Here is a 25,649-nt window from a genome sequence, read left to right as displayed (position 1 = left end):
AAATAAAAACATTACCCTTTTTTAACCACGCATGAGGGTAATTGACATCTGAATTGGTTGTCAAACCAAGGAGTCAACATGATAACAGAACATCTAGTCGATATCTCCCGTCTGCAATTTGCAGTCACGGCGTTATATCATTTTTTATTTGTACCACTCACACTGGGCATGGTGTGGCTGCTGGTCATCATGGAATCGATGTACGTGATGACAGGCAAAGAAGTGTGGAAAGACATGACGCGTTTTTGGGGCAAACTATTTGGCATCAACTTTGCCTTGGGTGTCACCACCGGCATCACCATGGAATTCCAGTTTGGTACCAACTGGGCATATTACTCGCAATATGTGGGCGATATTTTTGGGGCGCCGCTTGCCATTGAAGGCTTGATGGCGTTTTTTTTAGAATCGACCATGGTCGGACTGTTTTTCTTTGGTTGGGATAGACTGTCGCGCGGACAGCATTTGCTGGTGACTATATTGATGGCGCTGGGTACCAATCTATCCGCGTTGTGGATTTTGATTGCCAATGGGTGGATGCAAAATCCGGTTGGCGCGGAGTTTAATTACCAAACCATGCGCATGGAAATGACCGATTTTGCGGCAGTATTGTTTAACCCTGATGCGCAAAACAAATTTGTGCATACCGTCTCTGCCGGGTATACGGTGGGAGCGACCTTTGTGCTTGCCATCTCAGCGTGGTATCTGCTCAAAAAACGCGATGTCGAATTTGCCAAACGCAGCTTTCAAGTCGCGGCGGCATTTGGTTTTGCGTCGATTTGTAGCACCATCGTGCTGGGTGATGAGTCGGGTTATTCTATTGGCTTGGCACAGCAAACCAAAATGGCAGCGATAGAGGCGATGTGGGAAACCGAGCCTGCGCCTGCCAGTTTTAATTTGATTGCAGATATCAACCAAGCTGAGCAAAAAAATAACTGGGCAGTGCAAATTCCGTATGTGATGGGCTTGATTGGGACGCGCTCGCTAGATACCCCGATTTTGGGCATCCATGACATCAAAATCATCAATGAAAAACGTATCATCAATGGTCAAAAAGCGGTGTTGCTACTGGAGCAATTACGCAGTGCGCCCCCAGGTTCAACCCCAAATCCTGTGACAGTGGCTGAATTTGAAAAGGTAAAAAAAGACTTGGGCTTTGGGTTATTGCTCAAACGCTATTCGCCAGATGTCAGCAAAGCTACGCCTGCCATGATTAAACAGGCCACCGATGCCACCATTCCGCCTATTGTCCCGATGTTTTGGTCATTTCGTGCCATGGTGGGCTTGGGCTTTTTATTGTTGGCATTGTTTACGATTAGTCTTTGGTCAAGTGTCAAAGGCAACTTTATCGAAAAACCTTGGCTGTTACGTTGGGCATTATTGATGCTGCCTGCGCCTTGGCTTGCTGCTGAATTTGGTTGGTTTGTTGCTGAGTATGGGCGTCAACCTTGGACGATTTATGGCATGTTGCCGACCTATTTTTCAGTCTCCAACATTAGCGTGGCGAATGTGTATGCCTCGCTGGCGGGATTTGTTGGTTTTTATACGGTGCTGCTGATGATTGAAATGTACTTGATGGTGAAATATGCCCGTAAAGGACCCGCCAGTCTAGGAACGGGCAAATACTACGGCGAAGACACTCACAAGGTTCATGTGAGTCCTTCATTAAATTTGAGCCCTAAGACAGCCGAGGTGAATCATGTTGTTTGATTATGAAACACTCAAAATTATTTGGTGGTTATTGGTCGGTGCGCTGCTCATTGGGTTTGCTATCATGGATGGGCATGATATGGGTGTGTGTTCGTTACTGCCTTTTGTCGGCAAAGATGATGAAGAGCGCCGGGTGATTATCAATACCATTGGTCCGCACTGGGAAGGTAACCAAGTATGGTTTATCACGGCAGGTGGCGCGATTTTTGCGGCATGGCCGATGGTGTACGCCACTGCCTTTAGCGGTTTTTATTGGGCGTTGATGGCAGTGTTGTGGGCGTTATTTTTCCGCCCGGTGGGGTTTAAATATCGCAGTATGATACACAATCCCACCTGGCGCAAAGCGTGGGACTGGGGGTTGTTTGTCGGCTCATTTATCCCGGCTGTAGTGTTTGGCGTGGCATTTGGTAATTTGTTTTTAGGCGTGCCATTTAGTTTTAATAACCATTTGGTATCGACTTACACAGGCTCATTTTGGGCATTGCTTAATCCATTTGCCCTACTGTGTGGCTTGATTAGTGCGTCTATGTTGATTATGCAAGGTGGGGCGTATTTGGCGCATCGCACCCTTGATGAGGTGCAACATCGTACCCTTAACTACGCTGCTATCAGTAGTCTGGTGATGGCGGTGCTGTTTGTGCTCGCGGGAGTATGGATACAATCGATTGACGGCTATCATATCACTAGCCACATTGACCCCCAAGCCTTGCCAAATGTGCTCAACAAAGAGGTGACGCGTCAAGCGGGCGCATGGATGGCAAATTATCATCAGTATCCGCTGGCATGGGCATTCCCTGTACTTGGTGTCATCATGCCGCTTGTCACGGCAATATTGCTAAAAGCGCGTAAAACCTTGACCGCATTTATTGCCTCCAGTATTGCTGTGCTTAGTGTGATTATGACCGCAGGGGTGGCATTATTTCCGTTTGTCATGCCATCCTCTAGCGATCCACGTTCAAGCTTGACGATTTGGGACAGTGTATCGAGTCATCTTACCTTGATGATTATGTTGTTTGTCGTGGTGGTGTTATTACCGATGATTGTAGGCTACACCAGCTGGGCATATAGCGTGATGCGCGGTAAAGTGACCAAGGCTTATGTTCGAGAGCAAGAGCATTCACTTTACTGACCCAAATCAAGGCAACTCAATAGGAGAACACAATGTGGTATTTTGCGTGGATATTAGGATTGGGGTTTGCGGTATTATTGGCGATTTTAAACGCGCTATGGCTTGAAAATGCCGATGCGCGTAATAAAGCCTTTAATCCAAAAGCTAAGGACGATAATCCCACCAATGATGGTACGGTGACAGAAGGCAATCCCACTGAAGATATCCATAAAACAGGTAAGACTTCAGATAACGAGTCCTTATAGCCATTAACCTCAACTATTAGCGCTTTAAGTCATCACGGCTTAAAGCGCTTTTTTATGCGTTGTCAAAACCCGCTATTTTTTAATCATTTTCTTATTTGGTACACAATTTGCATTCCCTGTCTTGGCAAAACTGAGTAATAATTGAGCGATAATTTTTTATCGAGGGCATAAGGGCATAAGGGTAAGAGCTTCATGAGAAAGTTAAACAATACGGTTCAACGGCATACCAGTAAACGGTTTAACAAAGCCTATAAATGGCTATTATCCGTGATGGTTTTTTATCAACATTCCTCGGTATACGCTGCGACGCCCACCAATGAGCAGCTATATGACTACCAAAATGTGATGTGGGTAGTTATTGGCGGTTTGCTGGTGTTCTTTATGCAGGCGGGCTTTGCGCTCATTGAAGCAGGCTCAGTGCGTAGTAAAAATACCGTGAATGTGTTGATGAAAAACTACACCGACATGGCGATTGGTGGATTAATTTTTTATATCTTGGGCTATGGCTTGATGGCAGGCAACAACCCGACAGGTTACGTGGGTCAAAGCGAGTTTTTACCAGAGCAGCTTAGCAATATGCAATGGGCACATTTGTTTTTTCAGATGATGTTTGCTTCCACCGCCGCCACCATTGCTAGTGGTGCGATGGCGGAGCGCATTAAATTTTCAGGGTATCTGATTGGTACGTTGATGACTTGCGGACTGATTTATCCAGTCGTAGCAAGTTGGGCATGGGGCGGCTATTATGGCGGTCAAGGCTGGCTTGCCCAGCTTGGATTTATTGATTTTGCCGGCTCTTCGGTGGTGCACTCTGTCGGTGGGTGGTTAGCGCTCGCGGGTATTATCGTCCTTGCACCGCGTATTGGTCGCTTTGGCCCTGATGGCACGCCGCGTTTGATTGCCGGTCATAATCTCACGCTTGTCACCTTGGGCGGCTTTATTCTATGGTTAGCGTGGTTTGGATTTAACGCAGGTTCTACACTGACCAGCTCAGGTAATTTGGGCAAAATCATGCTAAATACCCACCTAGCAGGGGTGAGTGCGGTGACGGCTTATCTGCTGATTTCAGGGGTGATGCGTAAAGCAATTTTATTAAGTGATACGGTCAATATCAGCCTTGCAGGGTTGGTCGCCATTACCGCAGGCTGTGCAACCATGTCACCTGTGTATGCGATTGTTACCGGTGGTGGTGCATGTTTGGCGTATTTGGCAGTGAAGCGGTTATTGGACAATGTTCAAATGGATGATGCGGTGTATGCCGTTGCCGTGCATGTGGGCGGCGGTGTGTGGGGTACGCTGGCAGCAGGGCTGTTTTATGAAGGTGATTTATTCAGCACCCAGCGTATCATCGTACAGCTGATGGGCATCGGGGCAATGTTTGTCTGGTCATTTGGACTGGGTATGGTGGTGTATTTTGTGATTGAAAAAACCATCGGTCTACGGGTACTTGCACAGCATGAGCAACGCGGGCTTGACTTTACCGAACATGCCGAAGGGGCTTACCCTGAATTCCAAGATAGCTTATTTAGTCAGCAAACGCTAACTGAGCGGCATTAGTTTTAAATTTTTGCGGTACCTGTCTGCTCTGTCGTCACAGGTACCCGACCCACCACAGTCATTTGCGTCAATTGTACTTTTATTAACTTTAAATATTTGGCACCGTCATGAACAAAGAAGCTACTATTAAATCTGCGTTAACACCGTTTTTAAAAGATGCTGATATACGTAAAGCCATGGACATCTTTCATAAAGATTATGCCGATATTACGCCTTACCAAATCCAGCGTTTTGTCCATGAAATTACGCAAGACAACGAAACCAAAGAATATCGCTCAAATATCCGTCGAAGTTTGATGAAAGCGCTGAGTGATTACCAAATGGGTGCAGCCAACCCCCAATCGATGACCCATGATATCCCTGATTTGGGGCAAAATAGCCCAGTAACTCACCCATCATCCAGTCAAGTAGCTATCTCTAACCAAAAACCTGACCCAATATCTAAACCAATATCTAGCCAAATAGCCGCCTTTGAGTTACTGATTGATAGTTTTATGGCGCAATTTTCACCATTATTGGGCAGCCAAATTTTAGACAGTGTCAAGCAGATGATTCATCAGCATCATAATTCATCAAAATCCCGTGGTTTTGGGCTATTAGCTCGCAGGGCAGAAACAAATCAGGCTTTAACATTAACCATGATTCACTTTTTTGATCAGTTTTTTGGTGGCGATAAACAAAGTGCGTTGACAATGTCCTTGACCCATGCGGATACAGCAGGATTTAGAACTATCTTATCGTTATTTTATCAGCAAGCGTGTCAATGGGCGGGGCCTACTGATGCAGATATGGCTTTGGCGCAGGCAAACAAGATTACCAAAGCCAAGTTTGACGTATCTTTGGTTGAAAAATTTATGTAGAATGCCATTTATATAAAATACTACGGATTGACAGTATCATAGTACAATTTTTATGCAGACCTAAAGATGCTAAATGGCAAGTTCCCAGTTCATTTTATTTCCAGCTCCATTTTAGAGGGTTTAGCACTGCGTTTGATGCTGTATTGTAGCTTAATTTTATGAGACCAATTCTAGGTTTTATGAGATTAAGCTTTTTTTAACCGATGAAAATTTATTGCCACTGGCTTCCCTCACAAGCTTTCGGAAAATGTCATGAATCATCAAATTCAGTATTATGTCTACGCCAGTAAAATAAATGTGACCCATATTTTTGACCATAATTTATTCACTGATATTCGCGAGCAAGCCCAGTCCAACAATCAACACCATCATATTACGGGGTTTTTATTGTTTAAGGATGGCAAATTTTTGCAGTATATTGAAGGTCAAAAAGCGCTCTGCGAGCAATTATTTAACAGGATAAAGCAAGATCGACGACATAAAGAGATAGTGGTGTTAGACCAAGGACAGTTAGAAAAACGCTATTATCAGCAATGGCTGATGAATTGTTATAACATGGATGAAAAAACCCAAACCCTTGAACTGCTTAATCTTCCAGATATGGTGTACGACTTTGATATTTATCATTGGAGCCAAGCTCATGTACATGAAGTGATGTCACTAATGGCAAAAAACCATTTGCTTGGCATGACACCCCAAACAGGCAGTTTTTTCTCAGTGGTTTATCGCCGCTTTATGGGGCAGAATAAAAAATATTTAATCATTCAACTGCTGATACTAGGTATGTTTTTCATCAGTTTATTGTTCTTAAAAAGCAACTATTGATAGCAAACATTGATTAACGCGATAGGGTATGAGCCGACAGTGACGATTACCAAACACTTAATAAAGACGTCGAAACAATTGAGCTTAAACCGCGTCGCTATCTTGCGCTTGCGTAAGCGTTTAATGGTTAGCCTTTTTTGCCCTCAGATTGGCAAAAATTTACAGCTCAATTAACAACATAAATATCACCAACCATGGCACCGTGATGACGGTAAGCATGAAAAAAAGGTGTTTTTTGACATGATGTTTGATGATGGCGCCGATATAGCTTCCGGCTTTGACTTGGTAGGGCGCAATATCAGCATCATCGCGCTCATAGAATGCGACCATCTCATTGAGTAATTGCTCGACCTGTTCGCTCTGCCATTGGTAGGTTTCAAACTTTGCTAACAGCTCGCTAATCACTGGGGTTGTATGGGATATGCCGGGTGTCACACATAGCATATCGCATTGCTTAAAGCGTTTAGCAGGGGTGGTACCTTGATGGATAAGATGAATTTTATGGTGGCGTTTATCATGGGTGGTAGCGAGGTACAAATTCGCTATATACATTTCACTACCTTCCATAAAATGCAGAAAGCGACCATCTTTAAATAGGATAAAACCCATGATGCCGGTTTTTTGATTGTTATCTTTGGCACTTTGATAAATTTGGGTAAATGTGCTGGGCTTTAAAGCGGCTGACCAAGTAAGCGAACTGGTATAAGTCAGGTAATAAGTAGGGGGAGACATCATCGTAGAACTCCTCAGCCATACTCTTTATATGTTACTTTGAGTGTAGCATAATAATTTTTAATGTTATTATTAATTTAGCATCTTTTATTAAAACTAAAGTATAACCCTTAATTCATACAAAAATAAATTAAAGTTTATAAATCTTTTTAGGGTAAAAATTTAATTATTTTTATGATGCTGTGTTTGCATATCTGTGATTAGCTCATTCACCTCCGGTGACTGCCAATCGGTGGGGTTAAACGCTTGAAATAGTCGCCTAATGGATAAATTATTCACATCCTTATCAATGTCAATACAGTACATATCCCATTTTTTGAACCGCGGCTGTTCCCGATGACCCTCGGTAATTATTTTTAAATTTTTATGGCGATAATCTTTGAGTAAATCTTGGTACAGGTGAGTGACCAATGCCTTGTCCCCTTCCAAATATTGAAAAAATTGCCCATATTTGAATAGCAAAAATCCCGTGATGTGTTGGGTATGATTATTTTGCCTAGAAATCTGCTCGATAGTTTTGAAAGTAAACGGATTAATCGCGCCTAGTAAGGTGATTTTACTGGTGTAGGTTAAATAATAAATAGCATTACACATAACGATATCCAACATAAGGTTACCGCTGTTACCAATTCACTACAGCAGGCATTTGATTAACGCTTATAAGCGATTATACTTAACAAAAAACCATCCTCTTACATAAATATTTAATCATTTCAAATTTAACGTCCAGATTTAAAAACTTACTTATTTAAAAAAGCGAAACCTATGCCGAATTCATCGACCCACGCTACAAAACACCTGTCATCCGCCACCGTCCGCTTGAATAAATTCAAACTTGGGGCTGCTGCGGTTATAGCCATGGTGGGGTTAAGTTTGACAGGCTGTCATGCCATGGCGACAAAAAACGCACCCATCGCAGCAAAAGCTGATAGCACTAGCACTGTGTCAAATGGTATTAAAACCATCAAAAATATTGCCTATGGCACAGATACCCGCCAACAACTCGATATTTATACCCCTGCAGACGGTCAGCGTCACCCTGTGTTGATATTTGTATACGGGGGCAGCTGGCAACATGGCAAACGCCAAACCTATGGCTTTGTCGGTAAGCAGTTTGCCAAGTCGGGCTACACCACAGTGGTGGTGGATTATCGCTTAGCCCCTGCAAACGTATTCCCAGATTATGTGCTCGATACAGCCAGCGCCATGGGTTGGGTGTATCGCAATATCGCTCAATATGGCGGCAATCCTAATCAGCTATTTGTCATGGGGCATTCGGCAGGGGCGTTTAATGTGGTATCTGCGGTGGATGATAGCCGTTTTTGGAAAACCACCGGCATTCCCAACAAGGCAATATTAGGCGTGATTGGACTAGCAGGGCCGTATGATTACGATTTTCGTAGCGGTACTACCAAAGTTGCCTTTCCAGCTGATAGCACCCGCCAGCAAGTGATGCCTGTGTATCATATCCGCCAAGATGTACCTCCGCATTTGTTGGTCACAGGTAGTAAAGATATGATTGTCTACCCACAAAATGCTGATAGCCTACAAAAAGCGCTGACCCAAGCAGGCGGCAACGTGGAGCGGGTACAAGTCCCTGCCACTCATGCAGGCGTCGTCATTGGTCTAGCAGCACCGTTACAGTCTTTTTATCCCACCTTTAACAAGGTCAATGATTTTATGCAGCGGCATTTGCTAACAGCGCGTTGAGAAGAATTTCCAACAAAAAGTATAAAGAGAAACTTTTAAGCAGCGGCAATTTTCACAGAATCATGCAGTCAAAGGCATACCACTGCTGAGCCATTAGCCTCAAATGCGATGAAAGAATCATAACCGAGTTGAGGTAACCGACTTGGTTTGCATTTTTATGCAATTATTTATGCCATTTACTCTCTAATCTTTGCTGCAATTTTTACCACCTAGACAGCTGCTGCAACATAATGACGCTATTGCAGGTAGCTGTTATCAGCTTATAATAAACGGCATTGACCTGCTTATCATAAAAAAGTTCTCAATATCCTCATAACAACATAACGAACGGGACTTCCTAATGCTACCACTCAAAGACCCAACCTTACTCAAAACCCAATCACTTATTAGCAACCAATGGACAGACGCCACGACAGGCGACACCATTGATGTCACCAATCCATTTGACAACCAAGTGATTGCCACTATACCGAGTCTAGAAAAATCCCAAGTCATCGACGCCGTTGCCATCGCCCACAAAGCGCAAATAGACTGGGCACAAAAAACCGCCAACGAGCGCGCAGCTATTTTAAACAACTGGGCGGATTTAATCGACCAAAATAAAGAAGATTTGGCAATAATCATGACAGCCGAGCAAGGCAAGCCAATGACCGAATCGCGCGGTGAAATCGGCTATGCCAATAGCTTTATTCGCTGGTTTGCCGAAGAAGGCAAGCGCATCTATGGCGACATCATCCCTAGCACCAACAAAGACCTACGCTACGTGGTGTTAAAACAACCGATTGGCGTATGCGCAGCGATTACCCCGTGGAATTTCCCCGCCGCCATGATTACACGTAAAGTGGCACCGGCATTAGCTGCTGGCTGTAGCATAATTGTCAAACCTGCCACTGAAACACCCTTGACCGCATTAGCACTGGGCGAACTTGCCATACGTGCAGGCTTACCTGCAGGCTTGCTACAAATCGTCACCGGCAAGTCATCCGTCATTGGCGAAGTGCTCACCCAAGATGAACGTATCCACAAATTGTCATTCACTGGCTCTACCGAAGTTGGTCGCGTGCTGATGTCACAATGCGCGTCCACGGTCAAAAAACTCTCGATGGAGCTTGGCGGCAATGCGCCCTTTATCGTCTTTGATGATGCCGACTTAGAGAAAGCAGCAACCGGTCTTATTGCTTCCAAATACCGTAACGCGGGGCAAACCTGTGTCTGTGCAAACCGCGTGTATGTGCAATCAAGTATTAAAGACAAATTTTTAGCCATCTTCAAACAAAAAGTCGAAGCACTAAAAATCGGTAACGGTATGACAGAGGGCGTAAATATCGGTCCACTAATTAATAAAGACGCCATGGATAAAGTGCAACATTTACTTGAAGATGCGGTAAACAAAGGCGCGATCGTGGTCACCGGTGGAAAAAAACACAGCGCGTCAGATTTAAGCTTTGAACCGACCGTTATCACGGGAATTACCGATGACATGGACATTGCTACCCAAGAGATTTTTGGTCCGATTGCGCCCGTGTTTGTGTTTGATAGCGATGACGAAGTGATTGCTCATGCCAATAACACGATTTATGGACTAGCGGCGTATTTTTATACCCAAAGCGTTGCGCGCTCGTGGAAAGTGTGTGAAGGACTTGAATATGGTATGGTCGCCCAAAACACCGGGCTGTTATCAACCGAAGTTGCACCGTTTGGGGGTGTCAAACAATCAGGCTTTGGGCGTGAGGGCTCAAAGTATGGGATTGAAGATTATGTGACTACCAAGTATTGGTGTATTGATGTGCAATAATAGTTCAATCGTCCAAGTTCATGGCATACCTTGCCATGATTGGGCGTAAGATTGAATGTGGGGATTTAGCTTATTGGTTTTTGCAATTAGCGCTTTAGGATTTTTACTCGGCAATATCAAATACTTGGCGCAGGTATGCCAAAAAGGTATCGTTGTCGGTCATGGTTTTGCCCGGGCTGTCGGATATTTTAGCCACCGATTGCCCGTTACATTCAACCAGTTTAAGGACGATGTTGAGCGGTGTTTGCCCCATATCATTGGTCAAGTGAGTCCCGATACCAAACCCAAGTTGGAAACGGTCGTTAAAATGCAAGTACAGCGCCCACGCCTTCTGCAACGTCAGCCCATCGCTAAAATTTAACATTTTGGTTTTTGGGTTGATTTTGAGTTGTTGGTAGTGCGCGTAGGCTTTTTCGCCCCATTCATACGGGTCGCCACTGTCATGACGCAGCCCATCAAATAGCTTGGCAAAATACAAGTCAAAATCGCGCAAAAAAGCGTCCATCCCGACCACGTCTGTTAATGCAATACCTAAGTCTCCTCGATATTCTTGAACCCAAGCTTCGAGTGCCGCTTTTTGGAAATTACGCAAGCGCACATCGAGTGCCTGAAAGGCTTGCAGAAATTCATGTGCCATTGTGCCAATTGGGGTGATACCGAACTGTTTGGCAAAATACACATTGCTCGTACCGCGAAATATTTCAGGCACTGCCATCAACCGCTCAATCACTTGTTCTTGCCAAGCGACACTATAACGTCGACGCGTACCAAAATCTGATACCAAAAACGGGACGTCATAAGCCGCCATTTGGCGACGATAATCTTGTAACAGTAGCAGTTTATCGTTTAGCCGTTGTTGACCGACTTGCCAAGCCGATTGCTGATCAAGGTGACTAAAATACAGTTCATTGACAATCGCCAACACAAAGATTTCAAACATCATCGCTTGAATCATCGGGCCTTCAATACGAATGTCTAACCGACCTTCGGCATCAAGGGTCGCTTTGATAAAACGCCGTTTGAGTTGAAATAATTCCAGATAATCAACAAAATCACTTTTGATAAAGCGCAGACCACGAAGGTATTGCAGCTCATCAGCTGTAAAGCGTAGTTCACAAAGCGCATCGAGCTCGGCATTGACTTCATCGAGTAGCGTTGAAAGAGGATAGGCGGTGTCTTCAAGGTTGCGACAGCGAAACGCATATACGCTATGCGTCTGTGGAAACTTGTGTAGTACCACTTGTAGCATGGTAAATTTGTATAAATCCGTGTCCAACAAAGACTTAATAATCGCCATTACCCATCCTAAATTCTGTAACTATTGATAAGAGTGACTACTTTAGCATTAATTCGCTTGGATTGTACAAAATCTGACTCGGTGCTTGGCATTATGGTTGGTTGGGCGTTTCGACTTTAATTTTATTGACGGCATGGTATTCACGGTTAAAATACACCAAGCCTGTCTGGTCTTTGCCTTGTTGTATGGCTTCGATACGACAAATAAAAATCCCGTGTGTGCCGACTTCTTGGATTTGCTCGATTTGGCAATCAAAGCTCACCAAGGCATTGTCCAAAATCGGTGATTGGGTCATCAAGGTATGCCATGTGCCATGCTCAAAGCGCGCTTGCGCTTCGAGTTTTGAGGCAAAAACCGCGGATAATGGTGCATGATGATCAGCCAGCACATTCACCGCCAATACCTTGTTTTGCACGAAATATTCATACGAGCGTGAGGCGGTATTCATGCATACCAGCAAGGTCGGTGGGGTATCGGTTACACTGCACACCGCCGATGCAGTAAAGCCATGACGACCCGCAGGGCCATCGGTAGTGACCACATTGACCGCAGCCGATAACATCGACATGGCATTTCTAAAATCAGTAACGTCAACCATTGTTTTTTCCAAATTACTTTTTAAATTATGAGGTCGTCCAATTGATGCGTGGCTAAATAGTCATTTCGGACGAGCTTGGTGCCTTGTGCTAAGGCAGACAGTTTGCCTTGTGCCACATGACGGGGGAGCGGTGCCATACCGCAATTGGTACAAGGGTACAAATTTTTGGCATCCACAAACTGCAAGGCTTTATGCAGCGTTTCTGCCACTTGTTCAGGCGTTTCTATCTGATGCGTCGCCACATCAATCGCGCCCACCATCACTTTTTTGCCACGAATCAATTCGATAAGTTCCATCGGTACGCGCGAATTTTGACATTCTAGCGACACCATATCAATCGCCGATTGCTGTAGTTTGGGGAAGATGGCTTCATACTGTCGCCATTCACTGCCCAAGGTTTGTTTCCAATCGGTATTGGCTTTGATACCATAACCATAACAGATATGGACGGCAGTGTCACATTTCAACCCTTCGATAGCACGTTCAAGTGCCGCAATACCCCAATCATTAACTTCATCAAAAAATACATTAAAGGCAGGCTCATCAAATTGAATAATATCAACCCCTGCCGCCTCCAGTTCTTTGGCTTCTTGGTTGAGTAGGGTGGCAAATTCCCAAGCCAGCTTTTCGCGGCTGCCGTAGTATTGGTCACTTAAGGTATCAATCATGGTCATGGGTCCAGGTAGCGCCCATTTGATAGGTTTGTCTGTGTGCTGACGTAAAAACTTGGCGTCCTCAGCAAATACCGATTGCGGGCGCGACACCGCACCTACCACAGTCGGCACACTGGCTTCATAGCGATTGCGAATTTTTACCGTAGCGCGATTGGCAAAATCAACCCCATCTAGATGCTCAATAAAGGTGGTGACAAAATGTTGGCGGGTCTGCTCGCCATCACTCACAATATCAATGCCTGCCGCTAATTGCTGCTGCAATGATACCAATAACGCGTCTTGTTTGCCTTGGACAAGCGCGCTGTCTGTCAGCTTCCAAGGTGACCAAAGTTGTTCAGGTTCAGCAAGCCAGCTTGGTTTAGGCAGGCTACCTGCCGTTGATGTTGGAAAAAGTGTCGTCATTGTTTTCTCTTTAATTGTTGGGTGTCAGCAAAAACTGCTTAAGCGACTTATTAAGCTACTTGGGTTAAGTTACTTGGGTTAAGCGACTTGGGAATTTAACCAGTTTTGTAATAAGGTTTGATAGGGTTTGATAAAGTGGGTTTCTGTGTATTGACCTTGTTGAATCGCTAGCTGGCTACGTTCTTCACGGTCATACTCGATTTTGGTCAGTGAATAATCCTCATGATTTAAACTGGGCTGATAGCTTTGACCTGCCACGCTATTGGCGTTATAAATCTCAGGACGATAAATTTTTTGGAACGTTTCCATCGTGCTAATCGCGCTGATAAGCTCAAGGTTGGTGTAGTCATTGAGCAAATCACCTTTAAAATAAAATGCAAAAGGCGCCACTGATTTTGGCGGCATAAAATAACGCACCGATAACCCCATTTTGCTAAAGTATTCATCCGTCAGCGAATATGCGTCTTGTACATATTCAGTGCCCAAAATCGGATGACAATTGGCGGTTCGGGTGTAGGTCTTAGTGGTCGATACACTCAGACAAATCACCGGGGGTTTGTTAAATTGCTCACGATAGGCAGGCGAGTTCAACACATACTCAAACAACTTGCCATGCAAATCCCCAAACCGCTCGGGCACGCTAAACGATGGCTGGTTTTTGTTATGCGCCAACAGCCATACACTAAAGTCATAATCGCGCACATAGGAAGAAAAACTGTTCCCCACAATGCCATCGATTCGCTGCTGGGTCTGGGTGTCAAAGATAACGGTTTTTAAAATCTCAATAGCCGGAAAGCTGTCTTTCGTACCAACAATCTCAAGATTGGCAGATACAATCTCAAGCTCGACCTGATAGCGGTCGCCAGTCACATTGTCCCAATGTGCCAAGTCATTAAATCGACGGTTAATCATTTGCAGGGTATTGCGTAAGTTTTGCTGGCGGTGTTCACCCCGTGCCAGATTGGCAAAGTTGGTAGTCAGCCTAGTATCTTTGGCAGGTTGGTAGTTTTCATCAAATGCAATGGTTTTGATATGACAATCAATCGGTAAAGTCATGTCTATAATCTCCGTAACAGTCGCGCAAAAAATTTTCTTTTAGCACCCTACGATTACTAAAAAATCGTCACGGCTAAAAGTACAAAGACAGTTATACGCTAAAATAAAGATGAATAAAAACGAATTAAAATTTAAAAATGATGAATTTTATTCATTTTAGGTTTTTTCTTGCATAAAGATTGGATTGCCACCCATGCAAAAAATGCCTGCCTTGCCAAGCCCGCTGAATCAATTGATAGGCAAAAAAGCGTCATTATTGGACAAGCGGCTTTATGTGACCTTGCCGTAAAACCACCGACTTCAGGTGGTGGATATAAGGCAATTGCTTAACTCTATAAGATTTACTATACTCATATCACTATATTTAATGTCTTGCACTCAACAGTTAAGTTAAGACTAAATTGCGAGTACGCAGTAACTTAACTGGTAAGGCACTCCAAACACACACTTAAGCTAATCCGTGTCTATTGACAATCCTAATGGTAGGATTAGTTTAAAATAAGAACCTTAAATGTACGGTGTGTCGTACGGGCGGTTGCCACTATTTAAGGTTTGCGGTGGGGCTTCACCGTCTTGCAGAAGGAATCCCCTCGCTTTAGGGAGGGGAGGAAGTCAAATTAAGATGGCAATATCATCTGTCATCATTCAAGCGTGCATCAAGCGATTTCCCTGTTATGCTATCTACCCCATCATCTGATAACAAATCGTCAAAACTATATATTAGGGTAGTGGTAGTTGGCATCGTTACCGCGTTGCATGGGCTGCTGCTATATCTATTTTTTCAGTACCAAACGCCATTAAAAATCAAACCGCAAACGACACAGCCGCTCGAAATTAGCTTTATCCAGCTGAAGCCTCACCCCTCACAGACATACCATTCACAACCGCCTGTGGTTATCCATCATGTAGACCCTGTCAAACAACTTTATCCTAGCGATAACACACAAGCGGCTGATATTAAGGAAAAACCGTTATCAACACCAAACCCTGTACCCGCTAAACTGGTGAATCACCCAGCAAAAGATAATAACCACAAGCCAATCGAACTCAGACCAACGATAGATAATTCGACTAACCAAAAAAAAGCCAGTCAACTTAAAACTTCGTTATCTACAGCAAGTCAAATTCAAACTGAAAATCAAGCAAAAACCCTGGATATTCCTAGCCAGCCATTACTGAACGCCCATAAAAACAACGCCCATTATGAACAACAGCAAGCGGCGCAAATAGAACGCAACATAAGTTCAAACACTAGCCAATCTCTTGCTCAACCCAAATCAGCTACTATCAAATCAGCTACTACCAAGCAAAGCCATACCAATACTGAATATGCTTTAAAACCTATAACTCACGATGAGCGTGCTGAATCATCTGCTAAATCATCTAAAGACTCGATGCGTTCTCAAATACAAAAAACGCCAAATCGGCCCGTTAGCCCAATTATTTCAGCTATCCCCGCTGTCCCAACTATTAATTCGTCACCAAAACCAGCAACACCCATCACCTTTGGCAATGCGGATGCAAGTTGGCAGAAAAGACCTAACACGCAGTTACCACCCAATTTATCCCGTATTGTGACACTAAAACAGCTATCCAGCCTACAAGTAAAACTCAATGTCAATGCCCAAGGTGGCGTGGAAAAATGCAGGATTACGCAAACATCGGGTGATCAAGAGGTGGATAAATTTATTTGCCAACAAGTTCAAAAAGCCAAACTTTACCCAAGAAAAGCCAATGGCATCACGGTACCAAGCATTGGTAATCTCACAATAGCACTGACCAATCTTGCAAATTAAACCATACGATATGTTGTTGAAGCGGCACCTATGTAATGATCATTAATGGCTTACTGTTTCAACAATTGATTAACTAGATACATAAAAAAGCCAACCTGATGAACAGATTGGCTTTCATGTTATTGAAAGTTAGCTTATTTCTTTTGGTAAGATAAACGTAGACCATATACCCAGCCATCATTGTCTTGGAAATCACCAACAATGCTACCATCAGGTAGTTTTGCTTTGGCATCACCAAACATTAAGTATTTAACGCCGCCTGAGATAGCCCATTCAGGTGTCAAATTGTATTTTGCTCCCAAACCCACATTCCAGTTACCCTCCACAGGTCCTAGAGAAGTGATGGGATTACCTGCGCCTGAGTCATAACCCACAGCGCCCGAAATAGCTAATTGTGGCGATAGTTTCTTACCTAGACCGACTTCAGCAGTCCAAGCGTCATCGTCATAAGAAACTAAATTTAAACCACTTGCGCTACCATAGATTTTTGGTTTAATCGCAAAATCGCTCCAAGGTACCCAACGTGCTTTTGCGGTTAAAAGGGTGGTTGGATTGATACCTGTTTGGAAATCTAAGTTAACAGATTTTGGCGTGGTGATAGTAATCTCATTGGTGCCCACACCCGCTGCACCAAGTGCAGGAAGATTTTCCGTCACATTAACATCGTGGTCGATTTCAGAGCGATAAGTTAACGCGGCTTTGAGTGCAATTTCAGGTTTTAAATAAGCAATACCAGCCATCCAGCCATAAGCCGTATCACGCGTAATATTTGCATCATAGCCAGAGGCGGTTTTATAAGCGTTACCACGTAAGTGGACATCACCTTCTAAACGCTGAATCGTAGGACCGCCATAAATTTGAATGTTTTTCTTTTCACCCAGTTTTACCCCTAACAGTCCTGTGAAATTTTGGCTGCTGATAGAAACGTTGGTGGCACCTGTGACTTTAGATAAATTTTGTGAAGCCGCTTGTGCGGTAGATAAAGTCTTAACTGCTTGTGTACCAGCCGCAACTTGAGTAGTACCTGCAGCAATCCCTTGTTGAAGTGCAGTAATTTGTGGCGTTAAAACAGGCGCTAATGCAGGGTTAGCAGCCAAAGCGGCTTGGGCTTGAGTCAATTGGGTGTTTGCTGCATCTAATCGCGCTTGCCCTGCAGTAACTTGATTTTGGATAGTTGAGATAGCGGTTTGCAGTTCTGTGGCATTGGTAACAGGCAGCGCAATACCTGCACTTTGCAATCCCGCTGCTGCCTGAGCATAGATACCATTTACTATAGAAGTTGGTGCACCAACAAAGTTGTTATCGCCAGAAAGCTCAACATTTGCGCCCCAAGGCTGGTCAAAAAATGCCCCTACGCTGATGGTGTCATTGACATCGGCTTTTGCGCCAAAATTTAAAAACTGGTAATCGTCGGCCATATCAGGGACATTGCGACCAGCGGTAAAGTTTGCGTCAGTTGTCGCAACTTTTGCGTTATCTTTACCCTCGATTGTTGGATCGATGGTAACGTGCTCAACATAGGCAAAAGTACCTTGCTCGGTAAAAGCCCAGCTGGGTTGAGTAGAGCGGTCTAGACCGGCTGCGTTTGCGATAGAAACAGTAGAAAGCGTAGCAACAGCTAGCGCAAGAGAAGAAATTTTAAATGACATGTGAAGCTCCCTGTTTGATTTTAATCCTCACGTCTAACAGCTAATTTAACAAAAACTTATCAATAAATTAGAATTGACGTAGTACCTTCCTTTGGTTAGGTAAAGAATAATCAAAATTTTAACAATTGACAACCGTATAATCACATTTTTGTAAGAATTTATTGACCTGAGCAGTCACGAAAAAAAGAGGGTTTTAACTCAATGAGTTAAAACCCTCTTTTTACTGACTATATGTGCCTAAACAACTATCGACCGCGATAAGTAATACGTCCTTTCGACAAGTCGTAAGGTGTCATTTCAACTTTAACTTTATCGCCTGTTAAGATACGAATATAGTTTTTACGCATTTTTCCAGAAATATGCGCAATAATTTCATGCCCATTTTCTAAACGCACTTTAAATAATGTGTTAGGTAAAGTGTCGACCACTTCGCCTTCAAATTCAATTACATCGTCTTTTTTTGCCATAATACCTATATCTATGAGTCAAATGTATAAATGCAGATTATACGCTGATGCGTGTGTTATCGCAACTTTTAAGCCCTAAATCAATCAATTGAAAAAAACAGCTAAAGGATTTGCGCGCATCGCGACCTTATTCAGCCAAATTTAGCCAAATAGGGGATAGCCTTGTTGCCGGTAATAGTGATTGAAATTGGGGTGGATATAGCGCGTTGATAAAGTACAGCCCATCGGCAGAAGCCGTCGCTGCCGCAAGTGACCGATTTTTGCTAAGTAGCAATGCTTCAATCCATGCGACTGGCTGTTCACCGCGCCCAATTTCAAATAACGTACCCATAATATTTCGCACCATGTGATGCAAAAAACCATCGGCTTGGATATCCAGTACCAATAGCTCACCATGCTGAATCAATTTGGCAAAATGGACATGGCGCACAGGCTGGTTAGATTGACAGGAAGCGGCACGAAAACTGGTAAAATCATGAGTGCCTTCTAGATAGGTCGCTGCCTGCTGCATCAGTTGGACATTAAGCGGGGCGTACTCATGAGTAATTTGCTGATTGAGTATCGCAGGTCGAAAGGGGTGGTTAAGGGTAATATAGCGGTAGCGTCGAGCAATGGCAGAAAAGCGCGCATGAAACTCAGCAGGCATCACTTGTATCCAGCGCACCGCGATATCATCAGGTAGTAGAGAGTTTGCGGCACGCAGCCAATTATAAGGCTGACGGGTGGCACTGGTTTGAAAATGGGCAATCATATTTGACGCATGGACGCCGGCATCAGTACGACCCGCAGCAATAACTTCTATGGGTTCATTGGCTATCTTTGATAACGCTGCTTCAACATGCTGCTGAATACTATCAACTTCTTGTTGTCGTTGCCAGCCGCGATAGCGAGTACCAATAAATTCGATGCTGATCGCATAAGTATTTACAGTCATAAAAAAGCCAATTTTGCCAAAACCTACGATAAAAAAGCCTAGTATAACAACTAATCAGTTATTAGGCGACGGTGTGGGTATCTTTTAGACAATGTGTCCAGCGCTGACGGCGGCGAGCAGGGGTGTCATAACTGCCAATCAACCAAAGCAGACGCGCAAATATCGCAGGTAAGGTCAACCGCCCAGTCATCAAAACCTCACACTGAGCCAGCCATGCCCCCGCCTCATACGCTTGGCTGACGCCGCCATACGCGCATTGGGTGGTCACTGCAACCAGACAGCCTTGTTTTTTCGCCTGTAATAATTGGTTTTTAATGGATTCGGCATATGGCACATTGCCTGCACCAAATGCCAAAATAATGATGGCATCAGGTTTTTCAGACAATAAATTATCCAAGCGAGTGGCGAGCAACTGCGTATCCACGGGCGTCAAATAGAGTGTGGCAATATTGGCATGGGACAAGCTGTCAAAAACTTGCGGCAATTCACTCAACCGATCTTCTAGCCAAAGTTGATGCTGAGCCTGGGTGATTTTTGCGGTATAGCTATTGGCGGGATAACCAGCACGGTGGTGCCCCACAAACGCCATTAAATCATGGCTATGAATTTTTTGCACAGTTTGCGCAGGCCAATCTTCACCAGAAAAACACACCCGCACCCCAGGCTCACCATGACGGGCTAGTTTGCAAGCATCAAATAAATTCTGCGTGGCATCGCTCTGCGCGTCGATGAGATAATCGGTTAATACATTGCTATCAAGCAAAGGTCTCATTGCCCCTGTCACCACAATACTGATATGACTACCCGCGAAACACTCTGCCAAAAAAGCCGCCAGGTAGCTGAGCGTATCCGTGCCTGTTAGCACCACAAATTGGCGAAGCCCTTGCGCAATGGCTTGTAGTATCAATTGATAAAAATGCGCAAAATCGGCAGGCGTTAACTGGCTACTGTCTTTAATGACCTCATTATCCAATATCCGCCAATCCACAGGGTCATGTGCATGGTTTGGATAGGTGGCAAAATGGGTTTGTAAAATCTGTGATAACACAGGTAAGAAAATATCGGCATCTAAGCTGGCAAGCGGTTTGCCATAACTGCCAAAAGTGCCGCCCGCGTAGATGATGCCAATACCTGATTTGGTGATAGATTTACTCAATTGAAATTTTACTCATAAGGGTTGGCAACGGATAACTTATCAAGGACAGCGATTTCAATCGCTTCCATTTCATCTTGCTCAGCTTGCCCAAGTTCATGGTCAAAACCCAGCAAATGCAGCATCCCATGCACCAGCAAATGGGTCAGATGTTGCTGAGTCGTCTTGCCTTGCTCAGCGGCTTGACTGACCACCACCGCATGGCAAATCACTAATTCACCTAGCGGCAATGCGGGCAGTAATTCTAGCACAGCTTCAGGCAATTCACTGGCATAAGATAAAATATTGGTGGCGTAGTCTTTGCCACGCGCATCTAAATTGATAGCGCGAGCTTCCACAGGCTCCGTGACATAAATTTCTAATTCAACGGTTTTTTGAAAGATAAATTCACCCAGTTGACTAGGTATCTCAGTAGTGTCTTGATGAGTTTCAAAATACTGCAGAACTTGTTGCAAAATAGCGACAATCTTGTCTTGTCGGTAGAAGGCTTCAAGTTCGCCAAAATTTGGCAGTTCAATTAAGTCTTCGGCAAAACTAATTATCACTTGACTCATCGGAACTTGACTAAGCGGCGCTTGCGGCAAAGCGCCTGCTAAATCACCTGTTAAATCAATTTGGGTTGGCAAAGCTGATGACATAAGCTACTCCGCGATACCTATATCAATGGGTGTGTTATCAATCGGTGCTTTATCAATCGGAGCATTGTTATCCGTCACCCCGATAGCCGAGCTTGCGGCTTGGGACTGTGCTTGGCTTTGTTCAAGTAGGCGCGATTGCTTTTTGGCTTCTTTAATCGCTTCTTGCGCTTCATCGTATTTATCGTAGGCTTGCACGATTTTTTGAACCAATTGATGGCGTACCACATCTTTGCTATCAAACCGCGTCACATGAATTTCTTCAATATCCGCCAAGATTTCTAGTGAATGCCGCAAGCCTGACTTGGTGCCGCGAGGTAAATCCACCTGTGACATATCGCCCGTGATGACCGCACGTGAGCCAAAACCCAAACGGGTCAAAAACATTTTCATCTGCTCAGGGGTGGTGTTTTGTGCTTCATCCAAAATCACAAATGAGTTATTTAAGGTACGACCGCGCATGTAGGCGAGGGGGGCTACTTCAATGACTTGTTTTTCAATCAGTTTTGCCACTTTTTCAAACCCTAGCATTTCATATAAAGCGTCATAAAGTGGGCGTAAATAAGGGTCGATTTTTTGGGTCAAATCACCCGGTAAAAAGCCCAGTTTTTCCCCTGCTTCTACCGCAGGGCGCACCAGCAAAATACGCTCAATCTCATTGCGCTCTAGCATATCCACCGCACAAGCCACCGCCAAGTAAGTCTTACCCGTCCCTGCAGGACCTACGCCAAACGAGACATCAGAGAGTAAGATTTTTTTGACATATTGCTGTTGGTTGTAACCGCGGGGGATAATTTTTCCTTTACGGGTTCTCAAACTAATTGGGGTGAAATCAGTACTATCTGCGCGCTCGCTGCCATTTGCGCTAGCGGCATCATTTTCTAGCGCTAAATCTTGCTCACGGCTAAAACTCGTTTGCACGAGCAGGTGCAAATCTTCTGGCGAGATGACGTCGTTGCTTTGTGCTTCATCGGCAAGCTGTGCCAAGATACGTTCAGCACGTGCGACTGAATCAAGCTCACCTGAAATCACAAAATCGGTTTTGCGTTGGTGAATGTGGACTGATAGACGATGTTCAAGGTACTTAATGTGGTTATTGTATTCGCCAAGTAAGGTTTTGAGTTGGTGGGCTTTTAGAGATGATAAATCGACCGTTCTGCTGATAGTATCGCTCAAGAGTGCTTCCTTTTATGGGTTTTTATAGTTGTGATAAATCATAAGGTTGAGAGATTAGGGGAGTATGACAGTAACCAATATAATATTTTGGCACGTTGATACTATTATGGTAAATATATGCAAAAATTCAAGTGACGTTCACGGGTTTTTGTCATTTCAAGTGATTTTGAGGTCGACACGCAGCCAATACTCAGCCAATGCTCAGCCACGACAGGCAAAAAATTAAATTTTGAAAAAATGAAAAAAAATGTGACAAAATGCTTGACGACATAGGGTTAAATACGCATAATATGCACCCCATGACAGGCAAGAAATACTTTCAAAATTCTGCCTAAATCCTGCAAATTTGCCAAACATGGCGATGTAGCTCAGCTGGTTAGAGCGCACGACTCATAATCGTGAGGTCAAGAGTTCAAGTCTCTTCATCGCCACCATTTGCAAATAACTTAACGCCCAGTATTTTGATAAGTCCCGTATTTTGCTAAGCCAAGCATTTTGATGTTTGGCTTTTTTGTTGCTTGTCATTTGGTTGTTTGTCATTTGACAATAAAAAAATGAAAAAGAAAAACAAAAAAAGGGCGATAGCTGTATCACCCTTTTTGTCATTTAAATGACTATTCACATTGTCATTCAATATTAACGAGCATCGTTATAGGCTTTATTGGCATCATCAAAACGTGCCATGACTTTGTCAGATGCGGGCGTTAACAGCGACACCATATAGATGGCAATCATGCCTAAAATAAAGCCTGGTACGATTTCATAAAGACTACTACCGGTTAATGGTTTCCAAGCGATGACCGTCAACGCGCCTACAAGCATACCCGCCAAAGCACCTGTGCCAGTCATACGTCGCCAAAATAATGACATCAACACCACAGGACCAAACGCTGCGCCAAAACCTGCCCAAGCATAAGAGACCAATCCCAACACTTTGCTGTCTGGGTTTTGGGCGATGACAATGGCAATTGCTGAGACCAAAAGCACCATGAATCGACCAATCCAAACCAACTCTTTTTGCGTGGCAGTAGGGCGAATAAACCCTTTATAAAAATCTTCTGTAATCGCGCTTGAGCATACCAATAGCTGACAGCTGAGGGTACTCATGACCGCCGCCAAAATAGCCGACAATACCACACCGACAATCCAAGGGTTAAATAACAATTGTGCCAAACCGATAAAGATACGCTCGTTGTTATCTTTTAAGATAGCAGTTTGTTCAGGATGCACCGTCATATAGGCAAGCCCAAAATAACCGACCGCCACCGCGCCTGCTAGGCATAAAATCATCCAAGTCATACCGATACGACGGGCACTATTTAGTGATTTGACCGAATTTGCTGCCATAAAACGCGCCAAAATATGTGGCTGACCGAAATAACCCAAGCCCCACGCAGCCGCACTGATGATACCGACGAATGACGTACCAAACAGCAAGTTACCGTAGTTTTTGTTATTCGCTTGTGCCGCCATACTGACTGCCGCATGAATTTCATCCATACCGCCTAAGTTTAAATAAACCATGATGGGCGCAAATACCAGCGCAAAAATCATCAAACTTGCCTGAATAGTATCTGTCCAGCTTACCGCCAAAAATCCTCCAATAAAGGTATAGATAATGGTGGCAAAAGCCCCTAGCCACATAGCCGTGGCATAGTCAATTTCAAACAAGCTTTCAAATAGCCGCGCACCTGCGACAATGCCTGAGGCGCAATAAATCGTAAAGAAAAACAAAATAATCGCCGCCGAAGCAATTTTAATCAATTTATTGTTGGCGCCAAAGCGGTGGTGAAAGTATTCAGGCAAAGTCAGCGCATTGTTATTAAACTCAGTATGCACCCGCAGTCGACCCGCCACTAAAAGCCAGTTAAAATACGCACCAATCACCAAGCCAATTGCAATCCAAGATTCACTCAGCCCCGATACATAAATCGCCCCAGGTAACCCCATCAGCAGCCATCCTGACATATCTGACGCACCCGCCGACATCGCGGTCACAAAACTGCCCAGACTACGGCCACCCAAAATATAGTCATCAAAGTTACGCGTGGCAAAATATGCCGCAAACCCGATGCCTAATACCAAAATCAAATACAACGTAAATGTAATATAAACGGGTGTCATCCCATCACTCCTAAGGTCATCCCGATTCAAGGTAATAAAACCACTAAAAATTGATAGCAGTCATAGAGATTTTACGTGGAATCACACGCTAATCGACATCCTGATAGATACCATCTAATAACGAAAAGTCACATTGTAGAAAAATTTTAGGCATAAAAAAAGGATAATCGCTGTGATTATCCTGTGTATGGCATAAAATTGTCAACGCGCTAAACTTTGCGATACATAATATCGTAAATAGCGCGACCTTCCTCCATACCGCGTTTTTCAAATTTAGTCAGGGGACGAAAATCGGGGCGCGGCACAAAGTTACCTATACCTTCGCTGTTTTTGCCTTCGACGTTTGCAAACGCGGTTAAACCATCCATGACTTCAATCATCCAGTGGGCATAATGTTCCCAATCGGTGGCAGCATGAAACATGCCGCCTTTTTTAAGCACCCGTTCCACCACCCTCATGCGATCGGCACTGACAAAACGGCGTTTGTAATGGCGCTTTTTTTGCCAAGGGTCTGGGAAATACAACTGCAGCGTGTCAATATGCTCCGCCGGTAATTGCTGCATCAGGGCAATGGCATCGCCACTGATGAGTTTGAGGTTATTTAGACCGATTTCCCCTGCCAAAAATGCACAGTTACCCAGTCCTGCCTCATGCACTTCAATGCCGACAAAGTTTCGTGTTGGGTCATTTTTTGCCATTTCCACCAAGCTTGTGCCCATACCAAAGCCAATTTCAAATGTCAAAGGCGCATCAGGGTTTGAAAATAGCTCACGCAAATTGGTTATGCCGCCGATATCCATTGCTTGTATTGCATCCAAATTGGGCTGGACAAAAAAATGGGCAAAGTCTGACTGTAACCCAGCTTCTGCCTTTTTGCCCACATGGGTTTTGCGCTTCATAAAAGTTTGAATGGCGCGATAGTGCGGGGATGAATCAAGGTTTTCATCACTTGGTTGTAGGGCAGTGGATGGATTGGGAGACAGCAATGGTGTATCGGGTTTAGCCGCATCGACTGTCTCAGAAGTTTGGGTATGTTGGGGTGTCATCATTTGCAAAAATCGTAGTTGGTGTGATAAAGGGTGGTTGTGATAAAATTCGGCTATTATAAGTGAAAACCCCAAAAAGTGA

24 protein-coding genes and 1 tRNA gene are annotated in these 25,649 nt (G+C 44.1%); 11 read left to right on the top strand and 14 right to left on the bottom strand.

The window, feature by feature from the left end; translation table 11 throughout:
- Positions 1 to 78: 78 nt before the first annotated feature.
- The 6 genes from ACAM37_RS06500 to ACAM37_RS06475 all read left to right on the top strand — a co-directional run bounded on the left by ACAM37_RS06500 (position 79) and on the right by ACAM37_RS06475 (position 6,323).
- Positions 79 to 1,707, top strand: a complete 1,629-nt coding sequence (locus tag ACAM37_RS06500; RefSeq protein WP_369625802.1) for a cytochrome ubiquinol oxidase subunit I — start codon at positions 79 to 81, stop codon at positions 1,705 to 1,707.
- Positions 1,700 to 2,836, top strand: a complete 1,137-nt coding sequence (gene cydB, locus ACAM37_RS06495) for a cytochrome d ubiquinol oxidase subunit II (protein ID WP_282849854.1) — start codon at positions 1,700 to 1,702, stop codon at positions 2,834 to 2,836. The genes ACAM37_RS06500 and cydB overlap by 8 nt, the downstream gene beginning before the upstream one ends.
- A gap of 32 nt (positions 2,837 to 2,868) precedes the next feature.
- A complete protein-coding gene (gene cydX, locus ACAM37_RS12225) occupies positions 2,869 to 3,081 on the top strand; it encodes a cytochrome bd-I oxidase subunit CydX (RefSeq protein ID WP_007116301.1) in 213 nt (70 codons plus the stop codon).
- A 270-nt stretch (positions 3,082 to 3,351) separates the two neighbouring features.
- Positions 3,352 to 4,638, top strand: coding sequence for an ammonium transporter (locus ACAM37_RS06485; protein WP_454795025.1), 1,287 nt, complete (start codon positions 3,352 to 3,354; stop codon positions 4,636 to 4,638).
- A gap of 107 nt (positions 4,639 to 4,745) precedes the next feature.
- Complete coding sequence (locus ACAM37_RS06480; RefSeq protein WP_369625800.1) at positions 4,746 to 5,498, top strand: hypothetical protein; 753 nt, start codon at positions 4,746 to 4,748, stop codon at positions 5,496 to 5,498.
- A gap of 252 nt (positions 5,499 to 5,750) precedes the next feature.
- On the top strand, positions 5,751 to 6,323 hold the full coding sequence (locus tag ACAM37_RS06475) for a BLUF domain-containing protein (RefSeq protein WP_369625799.1): 573 nt from the start codon (positions 5,751 to 5,753) through the stop codon (positions 6,321 to 6,323).
- Positions 6,324 to 6,482: 159 nt separating this feature from the next.
- Here ACAM37_RS06475 and ACAM37_RS06470 read toward each other — a convergent pair whose 3' ends face one another.
- Positions 6,483 to 7,058 (bottom strand): BLUF domain-containing protein, encoded by a 576-nt coding sequence (locus ACAM37_RS06470; protein WP_369625798.1) that lies wholly within the window; start codon positions 7,056 to 7,058, stop codon positions 6,483 to 6,485.
- 159 nt (positions 7,059 to 7,217) lie between these two features.
- Positions 7,218 to 7,649, bottom strand: coding sequence for a BLUF domain-containing protein (locus ACAM37_RS06465; RefSeq protein WP_369625797.1), 432 nt, complete (start codon positions 7,647 to 7,649; stop codon positions 7,218 to 7,220).
- Between the two features lie 171 nt (positions 7,650 to 7,820).
- Here ACAM37_RS06465 and ACAM37_RS06460 point away from each other — a divergent pair, with 171 nt between their 5' ends.
- Positions 7,821 to 8,765 carry an alpha/beta hydrolase gene (locus ACAM37_RS06460; protein ID WP_369625796.1) on the top strand — a complete coding sequence of 315 codons (945 nt, stop codon included), beginning with the start codon at positions 7,821 to 7,823 and terminating at the stop codon, positions 8,763 to 8,765.
- A gap of 340 nt (positions 8,766 to 9,105) precedes the next feature.
- The gene (locus tag ACAM37_RS06455; RefSeq protein WP_369625795.1) at positions 9,106 to 10,560 is read left to right on the top strand and encodes an NAD-dependent succinate-semialdehyde dehydrogenase; all 1,455 of its coding nucleotides are present in this window, start codon (positions 9,106 to 9,108) and stop codon (positions 10,558 to 10,560) included.
- Between the two features lie 103 nt (positions 10,561 to 10,663).
- Here the strand turns inward: ACAM37_RS06455 and pncB are convergent, their stop codons facing one another.
- The 4 genes from pncB to ACAM37_RS06435 form a co-directional block, all read right to left on the bottom strand.
- Positions 10,664 to 11,857 carry a nicotinate phosphoribosyltransferase gene (gene pncB, locus ACAM37_RS06450; RefSeq protein ID WP_369625794.1) on the bottom strand — a complete coding sequence of 398 codons (1,194 nt, stop codon included), beginning with the start codon at positions 11,855 to 11,857 and terminating at the stop codon, positions 10,664 to 10,666.
- Between the two features lie 91 nt (positions 11,858 to 11,948).
- The gene (locus ACAM37_RS06445) at positions 11,949 to 12,455 is read right to left on the bottom strand and encodes a flavin reductase (RefSeq protein ID WP_369625793.1); all 507 of its coding nucleotides are present in this window, start codon (positions 12,453 to 12,455) and stop codon (positions 11,949 to 11,951) included.
- Between the two features lie 20 nt (positions 12,456 to 12,475).
- A complete protein-coding gene (locus ACAM37_RS06440; RefSeq protein WP_369625792.1) occupies positions 12,476 to 13,531 on the bottom strand; it encodes a methionine synthase in 1,056 nt (351 codons plus the stop codon).
- A 78-nt stretch (positions 13,532 to 13,609) separates the two neighbouring features.
- Positions 13,610 to 14,587 (bottom strand): DUF1852 domain-containing protein, encoded by a 978-nt coding sequence (locus ACAM37_RS06435; protein WP_369625791.1) that lies wholly within the window; start codon positions 14,585 to 14,587, stop codon positions 13,610 to 13,612.
- 168 nt (positions 14,588 to 14,755) lie between these two features.
- On the opposite strand from ACAM37_RS06435, the gene ACAM37_RS06430 reads away from it, so the two are divergent.
- Together ACAM37_RS06430 and ACAM37_RS06425 are read left to right on the top strand one after the other, a co-directional pair.
- On the top strand, positions 14,756 to 14,917 hold the full coding sequence (locus tag ACAM37_RS06430; RefSeq protein ID WP_156627573.1) for a hypothetical protein: 162 nt from the start codon (positions 14,756 to 14,758) through the stop codon (positions 14,915 to 14,917).
- Positions 14,918 to 15,261: 344 nt separating this feature from the next.
- A complete protein-coding gene (locus ACAM37_RS06425) occupies positions 15,262 to 16,383 on the top strand; it encodes an energy transducer TonB (RefSeq protein ID WP_369625790.1) in 1,122 nt (373 codons plus the stop codon).
- Positions 16,384 to 16,517: 134 nt separating this feature from the next.
- On the opposite strand, the gene ACAM37_RS06420 is transcribed toward ACAM37_RS06425, so the two are convergent.
- The 6 genes from ACAM37_RS06420 to ACAM37_RS06395 all read right to left on the bottom strand — a co-directional run bounded on the left by ACAM37_RS06420 (position 16,518) and on the right by ACAM37_RS06395 (position 22,397).
- Entirely contained in the window at positions 16,518 to 18,032 is a 1,515-nt protein-coding gene (locus ACAM37_RS06420) for an OmpP1/FadL family transporter (RefSeq protein WP_369625789.1), read from the bottom strand.
- Between the two features lie 245 nt (positions 18,033 to 18,277).
- On the bottom strand, positions 18,278 to 18,499 hold the full coding sequence (gene infA, locus ACAM37_RS06415; protein WP_007116282.1) for a translation initiation factor IF-1: 222 nt from the start codon (positions 18,497 to 18,499) through the stop codon (positions 18,278 to 18,280).
- 127 nt (positions 18,500 to 18,626) lie between these two features.
- Positions 18,627 to 19,433 (bottom strand): tRNA pseudouridine(38-40) synthase TruA, encoded by an 807-nt coding sequence (gene truA, locus ACAM37_RS06410; RefSeq protein WP_369625788.1) that lies wholly within the window; start codon positions 19,431 to 19,433, stop codon positions 18,627 to 18,629.
- Positions 19,434 to 19,494: 61 nt separating this feature from the next.
- Positions 19,495 to 20,589, bottom strand: a complete 1,095-nt coding sequence (locus ACAM37_RS06405; RefSeq protein ID WP_369625787.1) for an asparaginase — start codon at positions 20,587 to 20,589, stop codon at positions 19,495 to 19,497.
- An 8-nt stretch (positions 20,590 to 20,597) separates the two neighbouring features.
- The gene (gene ybeY, locus ACAM37_RS06400; protein ID WP_369625786.1) at positions 20,598 to 21,224 is read right to left on the bottom strand and encodes an rRNA maturation RNase YbeY; all 627 of its coding nucleotides are present in this window, start codon (positions 21,222 to 21,224) and stop codon (positions 20,598 to 20,600) included.
- Between the two features lie 3 nt (positions 21,225 to 21,227).
- Complete coding sequence (locus ACAM37_RS06395; RefSeq protein WP_369625785.1) at positions 21,228 to 22,397, bottom strand: PhoH family protein; 1,170 nt, start codon at positions 22,395 to 22,397, stop codon at positions 21,228 to 21,230.
- Positions 22,398 to 22,754: 357 nt separating this feature from the next.
- Here ACAM37_RS06395 and ACAM37_RS06390 point away from each other — a divergent pair.
- Positions 22,755 to 22,831, top strand: a tRNA-Met gene (locus ACAM37_RS06390).
- A gap of 202 nt (positions 22,832 to 23,033) precedes the next feature.
- On the opposite strand, the gene putP is transcribed toward ACAM37_RS06390, so the two are convergent.
- Together putP and trmB are read right to left on the bottom strand one after the other, a co-directional pair.
- Positions 23,034 to 24,521: a sodium/proline symporter PutP gene (gene putP / locus ACAM37_RS06385; RefSeq protein WP_369625784.1), complete on the bottom strand. Its 1,488-nt coding sequence runs from the start codon at positions 24,519 to 24,521 to the stop codon at positions 23,034 to 23,036.
- 209 nt (positions 24,522 to 24,730) lie between these two features.
- The gene (gene trmB, locus ACAM37_RS06380) at positions 24,731 to 25,567 is read right to left on the bottom strand and encodes a tRNA (guanosine(46)-N7)-methyltransferase TrmB (RefSeq protein WP_472826340.1); all 837 of its coding nucleotides are present in this window, start codon (positions 25,565 to 25,567) and stop codon (positions 24,731 to 24,733) included.
- Positions 25,568 to 25,649 lie beyond the last annotated feature (82 nt).

It is taken from the genome of Moraxella sp. K23, assembly GCF_041154765.1.
Classification (GTDB): domain Bacteria; phylum Pseudomonadota; class Gammaproteobacteria; order Pseudomonadales; family Moraxellaceae; genus Faucicola; species Faucicola tetraodonis.
The sequence above is the reverse complement of the archived record's forward strand: the minus strand, read 5'-3'. Positions and strand labels throughout refer to the sequence as shown.